Origin of the sequence: Streptomyces sp. NPDC048258 (genome assembly GCF_043201995.1) — a bacterium.
Lineage (GTDB): Bacteria > Actinomycetota > Actinomycetes > Streptomycetales > Streptomycetaceae > Streptomyces.
This window is the reverse complement of sequence record NZ_JBICZH010000006.1, coordinates 325344-339681: the sequence shown is the minus strand read 5'-3', so window position 1 is coordinate 339681 and position 14338 is coordinate 325344. Positions and strand designations below refer to the sequence as shown.

Here is a 14338-nt window from a genome sequence, read left to right as displayed (position 1 = left end):
GAGAGAGCTTTCGTGTCGTTACTGCTGTGGTGCCGGGCCCCCGGAAAAGCCTGAAAGAAGGGGCCCGGCGCAGGTTGAGCGGGAGGTGCGGGCCGTTACGGCCGGCGGAGGGCGTCGGCGGCGTCGGTTCCGCCGGCCAGCTCGGTCTCCAGCAGCTGCTTGCCCAGGAGCTGCGGGTCGGGCAGGTCCATGGGGTACTCGCCGTCGAAGCAGGCACGGCAGAGGTTGGGCTTCTGGATGGTGGTCGCCTCGATCATCGCGTCGAGCGAGATGTACGAGAGCGAGTCCGCGCCGAGCGACGTGGCGATCTCGTCGACCGTCATGCCGTTGGCGATGAGCTCGGCCCGGGTGGCGAAGTCGATGCCGAAGAAGCACGGCCACTTCACCGGCGGCGAGGAGATCCGGATGTGGACCTCCGCCGCGCCGGCCTCGCGGAGCATCTTGACCAGCGCGCGCTGGGTGTTGCCGCGGACGATCGAGTCGTCGACGACCACCAGGCGCTTGCCCCGGATGACTTCCTTGAGGGGGTTGAGCTTCAGCCGGATGCCGAGCTGGCGGATCGTCTGCGAGGGCTGGATGAAGGTCCGGCCGACGTAGGCGTTCTTGACCAGGCCGGAGCCGTACGGGATCCCGCTGGCCTCGGCGTATCCGACGGCGGCGGGCGTGCCCGACTCCGGCGTCGGTATCACCAGGTCGGCGTCGACCGGGGCTTCCTTGGCCAGGCGCCGGCCCATCTCGACACGCGAGAGGTAGACGTTCCGGCCGGCGATGTCGGTGTCCGGGCGCGCCAGGTAGACGTACTCGAAGACACAGCCCTTGGGCTTCGCTTCCGCGAACCGGGAGGTCCGCAGACCGTTCTCGTCGATCGCGATGAGCTCGCCCGGCTCGACCTCGCGGACGAAGCTGGCGCCGCAGATGTCGAGGGCGGCGGTCTCACTCGCGACCACCCAGCCGCGCTCCAGGCGGCCGAGGACCAGCGGGCGGATGCCCTGCGGGTCACGGGCGGTGTAGAGGGTCCCCTCGTCCATGAAGACGAGCGAGAAGGCGCCCTTGACCTTCGGGAGGACCTTGGTGGCCGACTCCTCGATCGTCAGGGGCTTGCCGTCCTCGTCGGTCTGGCCGGCCAGGAGGGCGGTGACCAGATCGGTGTCGTTGGTGGCGGCCACCTGGGTGGCACGGCCGTCCTGACGGGGGAGGTCGGCGACCATCTCGGCGAGCTCGGCGGTGTTCACCAGGTTGCCGTTGTGACCCAGGGCAATGGAGCCGTGGGCGGTCGCGCGGAAAGTGGGCTGCGCGTTCTCCCAGACGGAGGCTCCGGTGGTCGAGTAGCGGGCGTGACCGACCGCGATATGACCCTGGAGCGAGCCGAGAGAGGTTTCGTCGAAGACTTGGGAAACGAGGCCCATGTCCTTGAAGACGAGGATCTGGGAACCGTTGCTCACAGCGATTCCCGCGGACTCTTGTCCGCGGTGCTGCAATGCATACAGTCCGAAGTAGGTGAGCTTGGCGACCTCTTCACCCGGAGCCCAGACACCGAAGACGCCGCAAGCGTCCTGGGGGCCCTTTTCGCCGGGGAGCAGGTCGTGGTTGAGTCGTCCATCACCACGAGGCACGCTTCCGAGTGTAGGCGAGATCGACCACTGGTCCGAATTGGGGACGGCCGGGAAATCTCACAGCACAGAGGGTGACCGGACGCCCCGTCTCGGTATTCGATCACCTTGTTGACAGCTACAAGCGCATTCGTACAGGCTCTCGCCCCATGCAGCCTCTCGGTGACCGTTCCGTCACCCTCGTCGAGCGCCGCCACGTAGACCTGGTCCGTGTCGCGAGCGCCATCTGTCGCTGTTCCGCGTAGCCACAACTCTTTCTCCCTTTCTCTCATTTCAGCTCCGCCCAGCCCTGCCCCGCCGTGCCGCGCGCCGTTCCGCGCCCCGCCGGGGGCGGGTGGGCGGGCCGTGCCTTGGAGTACCTGTGTCTTCGTACGACGACAAGCTGACCCGGCGTGCCTTCGGCGGCGCCGTCGGAGTGACCGCGGCGGCCGCGGCGGTGGGGCTGGGCGCGGGCCCGGCGGAGGCCGCCGAGGACCGGCGCGCGGGGGCCGAGGAGCGCGAGTTCCGGGCCGCGCGCGGCCGGCGCTCGCGGCGCCCGAACATCCTGTTCATCCTGGGCGACGACCTGGGCTGGGCGGACCTGTCCTCGTACGGGTCCCCGCACATCGAGACCCCGAACCTGGACCGGCTGGCCCGCCAGGGCGTCCGGTTCACCGACGCCTACTCGGGGTCCGCGACCTGCTCGCCGACCCGGTTCAGCCTGTACACGGGCCGCTACCCGGCCCGTACCAAGGGCGGGCTGGCCGAGCCGATCGCCGACCGGTCGGCGGGCCTGGAACCCACCCACCCGACGCTGGCCTCGCTGCTGAAGGAGTCCGGCTACTCCACGGCCCTGATCGGCAAGTGGCACGCGGGCTACCTGCCCGACTACAGCCCGACGAAGTCCGGCTGGGACGAGTTCTTCGGCAACTTCGGCGGGGCCCTGGAGTACTACTCCAAGCTGGGCCTGGGCGGCGAGTACGACCTCTACGAGGGCGACGCCGAGTACAAGGACCTGCGCTACTACACGCGGATCATCACCGAGCGGGCGAGCGAGTACGTCTCCCGCGACCACCACGGCAAGCCGTGGCTGCTGAACCTGAACTTCACCACCCCGCACTGGCCCTGGATCGCCGACGGCGACACGGAGCAGAGCGCCGAGATCGTCCGCCGGATCAGGGCGGGCGACGGACGGGCCCTGTGGCACCAGGACGGCGGCTCGGTCGAGAAGTACAAGCAGATGGTCGAGGACCTCGACCGGTCGGTCGGCGAGGTGCTGAAGGCACTGAAGCGCTCCGGCCAGGAGGACGACACCCTGGTCGTCTTCTCCAGCGACAACGGCGGCGAGCGGTTCTCGTACAACTGGCCGCTGTCGGGCAACAAGGCCTCCCTCCAGGAGGGTGGCATCCGGGTGCCGAACATCGTGCGCTGGCCCGCGCGGCTGGACGGCGGCCAGGTCAGCCACGTCCCCGTCTTCAGCCCGGACTGGACGGCGACGCTGCTGGAGGTGGCCGGGACCCGCCCGCACCGGGCGTACCCGCTGGACGGGGTGAGCCTGGCCGGGTACCTGCTGCGCGGCGAGGAGCCGGCCGAGCGCGACGTGTTCTGGCGGGTGCGCGGGGAGCGGGCGCTGCGCCGCGGGGACTGGAAGTACTACCGCGGCAAGGCGGGCAAGGACCAGCTGTTCCATCTGGCCGGGGACATCCGCGAGCAGGCCGACAAGGCCGCGGTGGAACCGGCCAGGCTGGCGGAGCTGAGGGCGGCCCGGGAGTCCGTGAACGCGGGGCTGCTCCCCTACCCGTCCTGACCCTTGCCGTGATCGGGTCCAGGACCCGCCGGTGCCCGTCATTCCGCGGTCATTCCGCGGTCATTCCGCGGCGGAGGCCGCCCCGGCGGTCAGGCCCTTGCCGTCGGGGGCGGTGAGCGTCAGGGTCCGGTCCTGGATCTTCCAGGTGAGCGGGCCGCTGCCGAACAGCTCGGTCAGCGTCCGCTCGACCTCGCCCGCCGGGCCCTCGCAGGCCATCCGGGTGGTGGTGAGCGGCCCGAAGGTGACCGTGGGACCGTCGACGGTGGCCTTGGCGCTGAACCGGTTGCAGCCGAGGCTGCCGCTCGCCGCGCCGTCGGCCGCGATCGTGAACCGCGCCCGGCCGGCCGCCTCGGCCGGAACGGAGGAGACGGTGGCGCCGCTGACCAGGGAGTCGACGGTCCACTCGGTCACGATGAGCGGGGCGTCCGCGGCCGGGGGCTTCGCGGTCATGGCGATGGTGCTCCCGTCGGCGGTCTTCAGGGTGAGCCGGTCGGGGCCCCGGTCGATGGTCAGCCGGCCCGTGAACAGCTTGGCGAACTCCGTCTCGAAGGCCTGGTCCTCGCAGGCCATGGTGGTCGTCGCGCCGGGTGTGACGGTCAGGGCGGAGGTTCCGTCGAGGACCACCTTCGCCGTGAACCCGTTGCAGCCGTAGTTGCCCTTGGCCTCGTCCTGCCCGATGTCGACGCGGGCGGCGTCGGGCGCGTGCAGGGTGCGGCCGCCGGTGGTCAGGGACTCCACGGCCCAGGGGCCGACGGGGTCGGGGAGCGTGCGGGCGGCGCCGTCCTCGGACCGGCCGCCGCACGCGGCGAGCGCGAGGACGAGCGCCAGGCCCGTCGGTAGGTTCCGGAAAGTACGCATGATGCTGGGACGGAGCCGGCGCCCGGGCGGTTCCGCTCAGCTCATCAGCGGGAGCAGCGCCGCCAGGTCCGCCCGCTCGCCGCCGGCGCTGACCAGCGCCTCGTCGAGGGCCTCGGCCCATCCGGTACGGCCCGTCGCGAGCCGCATCCAGGTCAGCGGGTCGGTCTCCACGACGTTGGGCGGGGTGCCGCGGGTGTGCCGGGGGCCCTCGACGCACTGGACCACGGCGAACGGCGGGATCCGCACCTCGACCGCGCCGCCGGGCGCCTTGAGCGCGAGGGCGTCGGCGAGCAGCCGGGTACAGGCGGCCAGGGCCTGCCGCTCCATGGGGATGTCCAGTCCGGCGGCCCGGTTCAGGTCGTCGGTGTGGACCACCAGCTCCACGGTCCGCGTGACCATGAAGTCGGCGAGGGTCATGTCGCCGACCCACAGGGTCAGCACCCGGTCGCCGCCCGGGTTCGCCGCCAGCGCCTCGGCCAGCCGGGCGGACGCGCGGTCGAACAGCTCGGGCAGCGGGGCCCCGCTCACGGTTTCCCTGGCCGCCTCGGAGATCTTCCCGGCGAGGGACGCGGTGGCGAAGGGCCACTCCGCGGCCGTGATCTCGGCGACGACGGCGGGCGGCCGGGCCAGGCCGCTCGCCAGCGAGTCCGCGATCCACGCGATGTGCGCGGCGAGGTCGGCGACGCTCCAGTCCCCGAGCCCGCTGGGCCGCGCCAGCTGCTCGGGGGTCAACTCGCGCACGGCGTCGGCGACATGCCCGAACTGCGCGGTGACCGCCGCGCGGATCTTGGCGGGGTCGTACGTACGCGGCTTCCTCTTCCCGGGCGGCATGCGGCGACCCTATCCGGGGAGGGTGAGCTCGGTGCAGCCGCGCCGCGCTGCGGCCTCGGTGGCGTACGCCGTGAACACCTCGTCGAGGCGCGGGCCGAGCACCTCGTCGTACCGGTAGGCCGTCGTCATGCCGAGGACGGCGGGGCGGCCCTGGCAGGTGGCCGAGGCGTACAGGACCAGGAAGTCCCGCCCCGCCTGGCCGGGGGCGATCGGGGTGCCCTTCTTGGTGAAGGGCCGCACCTCGGTCCCGGCCGCGTCGTCGCCGAAGTAGGAGAAGGTCTGCAGCCACCAGGGGTTGGTCCAGCGGTCGCTGGGGCCCCCGGCTTTCACGCCGTCCGCGACGAGCCGGGCATGGATGCCGCCGCGGGTGTCCGTGTCCAGCGCCAGCACGCAGGACTCGCTCCCGCCGTGCTCCGACACCGGCACGCCGAGCGCCTTGTCGGGCAGCCGCTCCCGGTCCTGACGGCCGCGCAGGAAGGCCGCGTACCAGGCGCAACTGCCGGTGCCCTGCTCGGCGGGGCCGAGGGTGCGCCCCTGCGCGGGCAGAGCGGTGGGCAGTTCGGGCGGGGTGACGGCGCAACCGCTGCGCTCCGCGGCTTTGACCGCCGCTGTTCGGGCGATCAAGGCGAGGGCCTTGCGTTCCTTGTCGGTCGGGTCGCCGTACCGGGCGGTCGCAGAGGCCCGGAAGGAGGTCTTGCCGACCACGGGCTGCACACAGCCGGCTGTCACCGAGACGGTCCGGGCGGAGTAGGCCCCGGCACTGCCGTCGCCGAGGGGGGAGGGCAGCGGATCGCCCACCTGGTCGGTGACGTCCTCGCCGGCACGTTGGTGGATCCCGGGGTCGAAAGCCTCGTCGTCGGGGTCGAGGACATGCAGGCCCTGCTGGGGGAGCGAGTGCACCTTCAGGCCGAAGTGCACCAACCACACGGTCTTGCCGTCCTGCTCCTGCGCGGCCACCAGTACGCACTCGTCCGGCAGCTGGTCCAGGTCCAGCTGCCTCCTGGATTTGACCGCGCTCGGCCGCACCCGGTCACGGCCGCCGTCCAGCCGCATCACCTCATCGGCCTCGTCGGCCTCGATCAGGTCGGCACAGGCCTCCCGGATCGCGGTACGGCTCTCCCCGCGGTGCTGCCACGACTGGTAGGAGCCGTGGAGGGCCCAGCCGCCGAGGACGACACCGCCCACACCGGCGATGCACAGCAGCAAATTGACCGCATTGCGCCATCGTCCGCGATCCGGCAGCGGGCCGCCGGTGGACGGCCTCATCGGTTCGAACATCCCCCACCCCAGTCCTGTCACTGTCTTGCGACTGCGACGACGCTACCAACGGGAACGCCGGAGCCCCCGCCCGGAAGACCGGGCGGGGGCTCTGGTGGAGCGGATCAGGCCAGCAGGGCCGGGATCGTGGCCTCGTGGGCCTCGCGGAGCTCGGTCAGGGGGAGGGTGAACTCGCCCTGGATCTCGATCTCCTCGCCGTCCACCACACCGATGCGGGTGGCGGGGAGGCCCCGCGCGCCGCACATGTCGGTGAAGCGGAGCTCCTCGCTGCGCGGGACGGACACGATGGCGCGGCCCGCGGACTCGGAGAACAGGAAGGTGAAGGCGTCCAGGCCCTCGGGGACCACGATCCGCGCGCCGTTGCCGCCGCGCAGGCAGGACTCGGTGAGCGCCTGGATGACGCCGCCGTCGGACAGGTCGTGCGCGGCGTCGATCATGCCGTCGCGCGAGGCGGAGATCAGGATCTCGCCGAGCAGCTTCTCGCGGCCCAGGTCCACCTTGGGCGGCATGCCGCCGAGGTGGTCGTGGACGACCTGGGACCAGGCCGAGCCGCCGAACTCCTCGGCCGTGTCGCCCAGCAGGTACAGCAGCTGGCCGGCCTCCGCGAACGCCATCGGCGTACGGCGGTTGACGTCGTCGATCACACCGAGGACCGCCACGACCGGGGTCGGGTGGATGGCGATGTCGCCCGTCTGGTTGTAGAGGGAGACGTTGCCGCCGGTCACCGGGGTGCCCAGCTCCAGGCAGCCGTCCGCCAGGCCGCGCGTGGCCTCGGCGAACTGCCACATGACGTCCGGGTCCTCGGGGGAGCCGAAGTTCAGGCAGTCGGAGATCGCCAGCGGCTTGGCGCCGGTCGCGGCGACGTTGCGGTAGGCCTCGGCCAGCGCCAGCTGCGCGCCCGTGTACGGGTCGAGCTTGGCGAAGCGGCCGTTGCCGTCCGTGGCCATGGCGACGCCGAGGTTGGACTCCTCGTCGATGCGGACCATGCCCGCGTCCTCGGGCTGCGACAGGACGGTGTTGCCCTGCACGAAGCGGTCGTACTGGTCGGTGACCCAGGACTTCGACGCCTGGTTCGGGGAGGAGACCAGCGCGAGGACCTGCGCGCGCAGCTCGGCCGAAGTCGCCGGGCGCGGCAGGTTGTTCGCGTCGTCCGCCTGGAGCGCGTCCTGCCAGGACGGGCGGGCGTACGGGCGGTGGTAGACCGGGCCCTCGTGGGCGACGGTGCCCGGGGGCACGTCCACGATCTGCTCGCCGTGCCAGAAGATCTCCAGGCGCTCGCCGTCGGTCACCTCACCGATGACGGTGGCGATGACGTCCCACTTCTCGCAGATCTCCATGAAGCGGTCGACGTACTGCGGCTCGACGATCGCGCACATGCGCTCCTGCGACTCGCTCATGAGGATTTCCTCGGGTGAGAGCGTCGCGTCGCGCAGCGGAACGGTGTCCAGCTCGACGCGCATGCCGCCGGAACCGGCGGAGGCCAGCTCGGACGTGGCGCAGGAGAGCCCGGCGCCGCCGAGGTCCTGGATGCCCGCGACCAGCTTCTCCTTGAAGATCTCCAGGGTGCACTCGATGAGGAGCTTCTCCTGGAAGGGGTCGCCGACCTGGACCGCCGGGCGCTTCGTCGGCTTGGTGTCGTCGAAGGTCTCGGAGGCCAGTACGGACACGCCGCCGATGCCGTCGCCGCCCGTGCGGGCGCCGTAGAGGATGACCTTGTTGCCGGGGCCGGAGGCCTTGGCGAGGTGGATGTCCTCGTGCTTCATCACGCCGATGCAGCCGGCGTTGACCAGCGGGTTGCCCTGGTAGCAGGCGTCGAAGACGACCTCGCCGCCGATGTTGGGCAGGCCCAGGCAGTTGCCGTAGCCGCCGATGCCCGCGACCACGCCCGGCAGGACGCGCTTGGTGTCGGGGTGGTCGGCCGCCCCGAAGCGCAGCGGGTCGACGACCGCGACCGGGCGGGCGCCCATCGCGAGGATGTCGCGCACGATGCCGCCGATGCCGGTGGCCGCGCCCTGGTAGGGCTCGATGTACGACGGGTGGTTGTGCGACTCGACCTTGAAGGTGACCGCGTAGCCCTGGCCGACGTCGACGACGCCGGCGTTCTCGCCGATGCCGACGAGCATGGCGTCGGACTGGGGCTTCTTCTCGCTGAACTGGGCGAGGTGGACCTTGCTGCTCTTGTACGAGCAGTGCTCGGACCACATGACCGAGTACATGGCGAGCTCGGCGCCGGTGGGCCGGCGGCCGAGGATCTCCCGGATCCGGGCGTACTCGTCCTCCTTGAGGCCGAGCTCCTTCCAGGGCTGGGAGGCGTCCGGGGTCTCGGTGGCGTTCTTGACGGTGTCGAGGCTCATGCGCTGACCAGCTTCTTCAGGACCGACGTGAAGAACGGGAGGCCGTCGGTGCCGCCCGTCCCGATCAGCGGCTCGACCGCGTGCTCGGGGTGGGGCATGAGGCCGACGACGTTGCCCGCGGCGTTGGTGATGCCGGCGATGTCGCGCAGCGACCCGTTCGGGTTCATGTCGACGTAGCGGAAGGCCACGCGGCCCTCGGCTTCCAGTTCGTCGAGCACGCGCTCGTCGGCGACGTAGCGGCCGTCCATGTTCTTGAGCGGTACGGAGATCTCCTGGCCGGCGGTGTAGTCGCCGGTCCACGCGGTCTCCGCGTTCTCCACCCGCAGCTTCTGGTCGCGGCAGATGAAGTGCAGGTGGTTGTTGCGGAGCATCGCCCCCGGCAGCAGGTGGGCCTCGGTGAGGACCTGGAAGCCGTTGCAGATGCCGAGGACGGGCATGCCGCCCTTGGCCTGCTCGATGATGGTCTCCATCACCGGCGAGAAGCGGGAGATGGCCCCGGCGCGCAGGTAGTCCCCGTAGGAGAAGCCGCCCGCGAGGACGACCGCGTCGACCTGGTGCAGGTCCTTGTCGCGGTGCCAGAGCGAAACCGGCTCGGCCCCCGCGAGGCGGACGGCGCGCAGCGAGTCACGGTCGTCGAGCGTTCCGGGGAACGTGACGACTCCGATGCGAGTGGTCACCGTCAGGCCTCGACCTTCACGGTGAAGTCTTCGATGACGGTGTTGGCGAGGAACGTTTCGGCCATCTTGTGGATGCGGTCGAGGGCGGCCTGGTCGACCGGTCCCTCCACCTCCAGTTCGAAGCGCTTCCCCTGGCGGACGTCGGCGATTCCCTCGAAGCCCAGGCGCGGCAGTGCACGCTGCACCGCCTGGCCCTGGGGGTCGAGGATCTCCGGCTTGAGCATGACGTCGACTACGACGCGTGCCATCGGGCACTCCCGTGTGTGGTTGGTGCGAAGGCGGTTCCCTCAGCGTACCCGGCCGAAATTTCTACGCGGGTAGATATCCTCAGGTCGTGATCATCGGCCGGTTTCGCTTCACCAACGCTTCGCAAAATCACCAGGAAAACCACGCGTCCGGGATTGCGGCGGGACACGCGGAGAGAATTAACTGGGCTTCGCAATGCAATGGGAATCGGGGTACAAAGGAATCATCCCGTGAGGCGGCATTTTGCCGCTTCACAACGGGGCGGAAAGATGCATTGCTCCGAAACATCCACACAGGCGACATCGCCGCACGTCAGCAGGTGGCGGCGTCGCACCGAAGGGACCGATATCCGTGGCGCAGCGCGTAGTAGTCACGCTCTCCGACGACATCGATGGCGGAGAAGCGGCGGAAACGGTCGTGTTCGCTCTGGACGGTAAGTCGTACGAGATCGACCTCAATGCGGCGAACGCAAAGAAACTGCGGAAGGGCCTGGAGCCGTTCGTGGCCGCCGGCCGACGCCAGTCGCGTTCGGGGAAGGCCTTCAAGCACACGTCCCTCGCACCCGACCCGGCGGTCGTCCGGGCCTGGGCCCGGTCCAACCAGTACGACGTGCCGCCCCGCGGCCGCATCCCCAAGAAGATCTACGAGGCCTACAACGCGGCCCACTGAGGGCCGATTTGCCATCCACCCCCCTGCGTCGGCTAATGTGTGGATCACGCCGAGGGGCCAGACCGCAGGTCACAGTCCCGAAGGTCGTGCGGGTGTAGTTCAGTAGTAGAACATCCTCCTTCCAGGGGGAAGGCGCAGTGTGCGATCCCTGTCACCCGCTCTGCATCGGTTTACCGACCACCTCCGTGGATCAGGTAGAGTGATGCACGCATTGCCCAGGCAGTGCACGCAGTACATGCGGACGTAGCTCAGTTGGTAGAGCACCACCTTGCCAAGGTGGATGTCGCGCGTTCGAGTCGCGTCGTCCGCTCCATAGGGAGAAGGCCCCGGTCATTACGACCGGGGCCTTCTTCGCGTTTCCCCGCCCCCCGGCCTTTGCGGCTTTGGACCTTCCCTGACAAATGTCATCGCGGATCATGACGGCGCGCACTGCCGGGCCCGTCCGGGCGCCGCGAGGCTGGGGTCATGACTGACACCGTGATCGACGCCCGGGGGCTGCGCCGCGGCTACGCCGGGGGCTTCGAAGCCGTGCGGGACGTTTCCTTCTCCGTGGCGCGGGGCGAGATGTTCGCCCTGCTCGGCACCAACGGGGCGGGCAAGACCTCCACCGTCGAGCTGCTGGAGGGGCTGGCGCGGCCGAGCGGCGGGCAGGTCCGCGTCCTCGGCCTCGACCCGTACACGCGCCGGGCCGAGGTCCGCCCGCGCACCGGGGTCATGCTCCAGGAGGGCGGATTCCCCTCGGACCTGACGGTCGCCGAGACCGTCCGGATGTGGAGCGGGGTGACCACCGGCGCCCGCCCGGCGGCGGAGGTGCTGGGCGCGGTCGGCCTGGGCGCGCGTGCCTCCGTACGGGTCAAGCAGCTGTCCGGTGGTGAGCGGCGGCGCCTCGACCTGGGGCTGGCCCTGCTGGGGAGACCTGAGGTGCTGTTCCTGGACGAGCCGACCACCGGGATGGATCCCGAAGGGCGCCGGGACACCTGGGCGTTGGTACGGGAACTGCGGGACCAGGGCACCACGGTGCTGCTGACCACGCACCACCTGGAGGAGGCCGAGGAGCTCGCCGACCGGCTGGCGATCCTCCACGAGGGGGAACTCGTCCTGGCCGGGACCCCGGCCGAGGTGACCGCCGGCCGCCCCGCCCGGATCCGCTTCACGCTGCCCGCCGGGGTGCCTGCGGCCAGGCTCCCGCTGACGCTGCGCGCGGCGGCGTACGGGCAGCGCGTGGAGATCCGTACCGGGCGGCTCCAGACGGCTCTGGCCGAACTGCTGCGCTGGGCCCACGACTCCGGTGTGGAACTGGAGGGGATCGACGCCCGGTCCGGCTCCCTGGAGGACGTCTTCCTGGACATCGCGCGGAACCGGCGCGAGACGGCGGGAGCCCGGTGAACACGCCGACCCCGAACCCCGGCCGGCTCGCCGCGCTCGGCCGCTCCGAGCTCACCCTGCTGGTGCGCAACCGGGCCGCGCTGAGCGTGGCCCTGCTGATGCCGCTGCTCACGGTGTTCGTCCTGCGCTCCACCCTGGACGGGCAGGAGGGAGCGGCCGCCCTCGGCGAGGCCACGCTGACCGGCGGGACCGGCATGGTGCTGCTCCTCGTCGTGTACGTGAACCTGGTGTCCGCGTACACGGCCCGGCGCGAGGAGCTCGTACTCAAGCGGCTGCGCACCGGCGAGGCGGCCGACCTGGAGATCCTGGCCGGGACCGCCCTGCCCGCCGGCGTCCTCGCCGCCTGCCAGATCACCGTCCTCGCGGTGGCCGGGGCGGCAGCCCTGGGCGCGCCGATGCCGCGGAACCCCGCGCTGCTCGCCCTGGCCGTCCTCGCGGGCACGGTGCTGCTGGCCGGGGCGGCCGCGCTGACCGCCTCCTTCACCCGCACCGTGGAGAGCGCCGGCCTCACCACGCTGCCGCTGTTCCTGCTCACCGTGCTCGGCTCGGGGCTGTCCGTACCGGTGGACTCGCTGCCGGACACGGTGGCCTCGGTGTGCGAACTGCTGCCGGTGAGCGGGGTGATGGCCCTCGTCCGGGCCGGCTGGAGCGGCGGGGTCGAGGCCGGTGAGCTGCTCGGGGCCGCGCTCACCACACTGGCCTGGATCATGATCACCGTGTTTGCTGTCCAGCGGTGGTTCCGCTGGGAACCGCGCCGCTAGCGGGAAGAATGAAGGATGCAGGGGGGACGGGCAACATGCCGAAACTGAAGGGGTGGTGGAGGAACCGCAGCACCGCGGGGAAGGTCGAGCTGTACACGCGCTGGTCGTTCCACTTCTTCGTGGTCATGGAGTTCCTGGGGATCGGGCTGGCCCCGCTGGCCGGCGCCGCCGGGCGGTCCTCGGCGCTGGTGCCGGTCTCGCTCTTCCTGATGGCGTGCGTCCACGCGGCGCTGTGCGCAGTGCACTCCTCCAGGGCCCTGCACTGGGTGGTGGGCCGGCGCGAACGCCCCACCCGGCTCGCGGTGGCCACGGCCCTCGCGACGGGCGCGGCCACGCTCGCCGTCCTCGCGCTGCGCGCGACCGGCAGACTCGACCCGGCCGCGGCGCCGTCGCTGGTCTCGGGGCTGACCTGCTTCGCCACCGGATCGCTGGTCCTGTCCCTGCGGTCCGTGAAGCTCATCTGGTGCGTCGCCCCGGCCGTGGCCGCCGGCACGGCCGTGGCCGTGCTCGCCCTGGGCCTGCCGCCGGGAGAGGCGCTGGGCTACGCGGTCGGGGTACTGATCGGCAATCTGCTCTTCAGCGCCACCTGCGGATTCTCGGCATGGCTGCTGAAGACGGTCTACGAACTGGACCGGTCCCGCGAGATCCAGGCGCGGCTGGCGGTCGCCGAGGAGCGGCTGCGCTTCGGCCGGGACCTGCACGACGTGATGGGCCGCAATCTGGCGGTGATCGCGCTCAAGAGCGAGCTGGCGGTCCAGCTGGCCCGGCGCGAACGGCCGGAGGCCGTGGACCAGATGATCGAGGTGCAGCGGATCGCCCAGGAGTCCCAGCGGGAGGTGCGCGACGTCGTGCGCGGCTACCGGGAGGCGGACCTCGCCGTGGAGCTGGAGGGCGCGCGCGGGGTGCTGCGGGCGGCCGGGATGGACTGCAGGGTCGATTTCGACGCGGCCGGGCACGAGCTGCCGCCCGAGGTCCAGTCGGCACTCGGCTGGGTGGTGCGCGAGGCGACCACGAACGTCCTGCGGCACGGGGACGCGCACAGCTGCGTGATCCGGCTGACGGCGCCGGAGGCCGGCCCGGCGACCCTGGTCGTGGAGAACGACGGAGCTCCCGAGACGCCCGCCGGGCCGCCCGGCTCGGGGCTGGCCGGGCTGCGCGAGCGGCTCGCGGTACTGGACGGAACCCTGCAGGCGGGACCGGCGGCCGACGGCCGCTTCCGGCTGCGCGCCGAGATACCCGGCGGACACGTGAAACGACTGGAGGTGCGGGCGTGAGCCCCGTACGCGTACTGCTCGCCGACGACGAGCACCTGATCCGTGGGGCGCTCGCCGCCCTGCTGGCACTGGAGGACGACCTGCTGGTCGTCGCCCAGGCGGCCTCCGGGCCCGAGGCCCTCGCCATGGCTCGGGCGCACCGGCCGGACGTGGCGGTGCTGGACCTGCAGATGCCGGGGGCGGACGGTGTGAGTGTGGCCACATCGCTGCGGGCCGAACTCCCCGACTGCAAGACCATGATCGTGACGAGTCACGGGCGTCCCGGCCACCTGAAGCGGGCCCTGGCGGCGGGCGTACGGGCCTTCGCGCCGAAGACCGTCTCGGCGCAGCGGCTGGCCGAGCTGATCAGGACCGTGCACGCCGGAGGGCGTTATGTGGACCCGGAGTTGGCGGCCGACGCGATCAGCGCGGGGGACTCGCCGCTGACCGCCCGGGAGGCGGAGGTGCTGGAACTCGCGGCGGACGGGGCGCCGGTCGTGGAGATCGCGGAGCGGGCGCGGCTGTCGCAGGGGACGGTACGGAACTACCTGTCGTCGGCGGCGACGAAGCTGGGTGCCGAGAACCGGCACACGGCAGTGCGTCTCGCACGGGAGCGAGGTTGGGTATAG

The 14338-nt window shown here is 71.4% G+C and carries 14 protein-coding genes and 2 tRNA genes; 9 read left to right on the top strand and 7 right to left on the bottom strand.

The window, feature by feature from the left end; all coding sequences use genetic code 11:
- Positions 1-95 precede the first annotated feature (95 nt).
- The gene (gene purF, locus ACGFYQ_RS17415; protein WP_393744637.1) at positions 96-1613 is read right to left on the bottom strand and encodes an amidophosphoribosyltransferase; all 1518 of its coding nucleotides are present in this window, start codon (positions 1611-1613) and stop codon (positions 96-98) included.
- Positions 1614-1759: 146 nt separating this feature from the next.
- On the opposite strand from purF, the gene ACGFYQ_RS17410 reads away from it, so the two are divergent.
- Both ACGFYQ_RS17410 and ACGFYQ_RS17405 read left to right on the top strand, forming a co-directional pair.
- Positions 1760-1855 (top strand): putative leader peptide, encoded by a 96-nt coding sequence (locus ACGFYQ_RS17410; protein ID WP_350325720.1) that lies wholly within the window; start codon positions 1760-1762, stop codon positions 1853-1855.
- 116 nt (positions 1856-1971) lie between these two features.
- Complete coding sequence (locus ACGFYQ_RS17405; RefSeq protein WP_393744634.1) at positions 1972-3396, top strand: sulfatase-like hydrolase/transferase; 1425 nt, start codon at positions 1972-1974, stop codon at positions 3394-3396.
- A gap of 60 nt (positions 3397-3456) precedes the next feature.
- On the opposite strand, the gene ACGFYQ_RS17400 is transcribed toward ACGFYQ_RS17405, so the two are convergent.
- The 6 genes from ACGFYQ_RS17400 to purS form a co-directional block, all read right to left on the bottom strand.
- Positions 3457-4254 carry an META domain-containing protein gene (locus ACGFYQ_RS17400; protein WP_393744632.1) on the bottom strand — a complete coding sequence of 266 codons (798 nt, stop codon included), beginning with the start codon at positions 4252-4254 and terminating at the stop codon, positions 3457-3459.
- A gap of 36 nt (positions 4255-4290) precedes the next feature.
- A complete protein-coding gene (locus ACGFYQ_RS17395; RefSeq protein ID WP_393744630.1) occupies positions 4291-5085 on the bottom strand; it encodes a sterol carrier family protein in 795 nt (264 codons plus the stop codon).
- A 9-nt stretch (positions 5086-5094) separates the two neighbouring features.
- Positions 5095-6351 (bottom strand): hypothetical protein, encoded by a 1257-nt coding sequence (locus tag ACGFYQ_RS17390; RefSeq protein ID WP_393744628.1) that lies wholly within the window; start codon positions 6349-6351, stop codon positions 5095-5097.
- A gap of 116 nt (positions 6352-6467) precedes the next feature.
- Positions 6468-8717: a phosphoribosylformylglycinamidine synthase subunit PurL gene (purL, locus tag ACGFYQ_RS17385; RefSeq protein WP_393744626.1), complete on the bottom strand. Its 2250-nt coding sequence runs from the start codon at positions 8715-8717 to the stop codon at positions 6468-6470.
- On the bottom strand, positions 8714-9394 hold the full coding sequence (purQ, locus tag ACGFYQ_RS17380; RefSeq protein WP_393744624.1) for a phosphoribosylformylglycinamidine synthase subunit PurQ: 681 nt from the start codon (positions 9392-9394) through the stop codon (positions 8714-8716). The genes purL and purQ overlap by 4 nt, the downstream gene beginning before the upstream one ends.
- 2 nt (positions 9395-9396) lie before the next feature.
- Positions 9397-9642 (bottom strand): phosphoribosylformylglycinamidine synthase subunit PurS, encoded by a 246-nt coding sequence (gene purS / locus ACGFYQ_RS17375; protein ID WP_030009438.1) that lies wholly within the window; start codon positions 9640-9642, stop codon positions 9397-9399.
- A gap of 349 nt (positions 9643-9991) precedes the next feature.
- Here purS and ACGFYQ_RS17370 point away from each other — a divergent pair, with 349 nt between their 5' ends.
- The 7 genes from ACGFYQ_RS17370 (at position 9992) to ACGFYQ_RS17340 (ending at position 14338) form a co-directional block, all read left to right on the top strand.
- A complete protein-coding gene (locus ACGFYQ_RS17370; RefSeq protein WP_393744622.1) occupies positions 9992-10309 on the top strand; it encodes an Lsr2 family protein in 318 nt (105 codons plus the stop codon).
- Between the two features lie 88 nt (positions 10310-10397).
- Positions 10398-10469 (top strand) — tRNA-Gly (locus tag ACGFYQ_RS17365).
- A 77-nt stretch (positions 10470-10546) separates the two neighbouring features.
- Positions 10547-10622: transfer RNA gene (locus ACGFYQ_RS17360), tRNA-Gly, on the top strand.
- 152 nt (positions 10623-10774) lie between these two features.
- The gene (locus ACGFYQ_RS17355; protein WP_393744620.1) at positions 10775-11695 is read left to right on the top strand and encodes an ABC transporter ATP-binding protein; all 921 of its coding nucleotides are present in this window, start codon (positions 10775-10777) and stop codon (positions 11693-11695) included.
- Complete coding sequence (locus tag ACGFYQ_RS17350; protein WP_393744618.1) at positions 11692-12456, top strand: ABC transporter permease; 765 nt, start codon at positions 11692-11694, stop codon at positions 12454-12456. Before ACGFYQ_RS17355 ends, ACGFYQ_RS17350 begins: the two co-directional genes overlap by 4 nt.
- Before the next feature lie 35 nt (positions 12457-12491).
- The gene (locus tag ACGFYQ_RS17345) at positions 12492-13730 is read left to right on the top strand and encodes a sensor histidine kinase (protein ID WP_393744616.1); all 1239 of its coding nucleotides are present in this window, start codon (positions 12492-12494) and stop codon (positions 13728-13730) included.
- Entirely contained in the window at positions 13727-14338 is a 612-nt protein-coding gene (locus tag ACGFYQ_RS17340) for a response regulator (RefSeq protein WP_393744614.1), read from the top strand. Before ACGFYQ_RS17345 ends, ACGFYQ_RS17340 begins: the two co-directional genes overlap by 4 nt.

What these genes read in the sequence shown, in the direction of transcription:
- ACGFYQ_RS17400 (WP_393744632.1), bottom strand. Translation starts at nt 4,254, where the DNA reads ATGCGTACTTTCCGGAACCTACCGACGGGCCTGGCGCTCGTCCTCGCG.
- ACGFYQ_RS17355 (WP_393744620.1), top strand. Translation starts at nt 10,775, where the DNA reads ATGACTGACACCGTGATCGACGCCCGGGGGCTGCGCCGCGGCTACGCC.
- purL (WP_393744626.1), bottom strand. Translation starts at nt 8,717, where the DNA reads ATGAGCCTCGACACCGTCAAGAACGCCACCGAGACCCCGGACGCCTCC.
- ACGFYQ_RS17395 (WP_393744630.1), bottom strand. Translation starts at nt 5,085, where the DNA reads ATGCCGCCCGGGAAGAGGAAGCCGCGTACGTACGACCCCGCCAAGATC.
- purS (WP_030009438.1), bottom strand. Translation starts at nt 9,642, where the DNA reads ATGGCACGCGTCGTAGTCGACGTCATGCTCAAGCCGGAGATCCTCGAC.
- ACGFYQ_RS17410 (WP_350325720.1), top strand. Translation starts at nt 1,760, where the DNA reads ATGCAGCCTCTCGGTGACCGTTCCGTCACCCTCGTCGAGCGCCGCCAC.
- ACGFYQ_RS17390 (WP_393744628.1), bottom strand. Translation starts at nt 6,351, where the DNA reads ATGAGGCCGTCCACCGGCGGCCCGCTGCCGGATCGCGGACGATGGCGC.
- ACGFYQ_RS17345 (WP_393744616.1), top strand. Translation starts at nt 12,492, where the DNA reads ATGCCGAAACTGAAGGGGTGGTGGAGGAACCGCAGCACCGCGGGGAAG.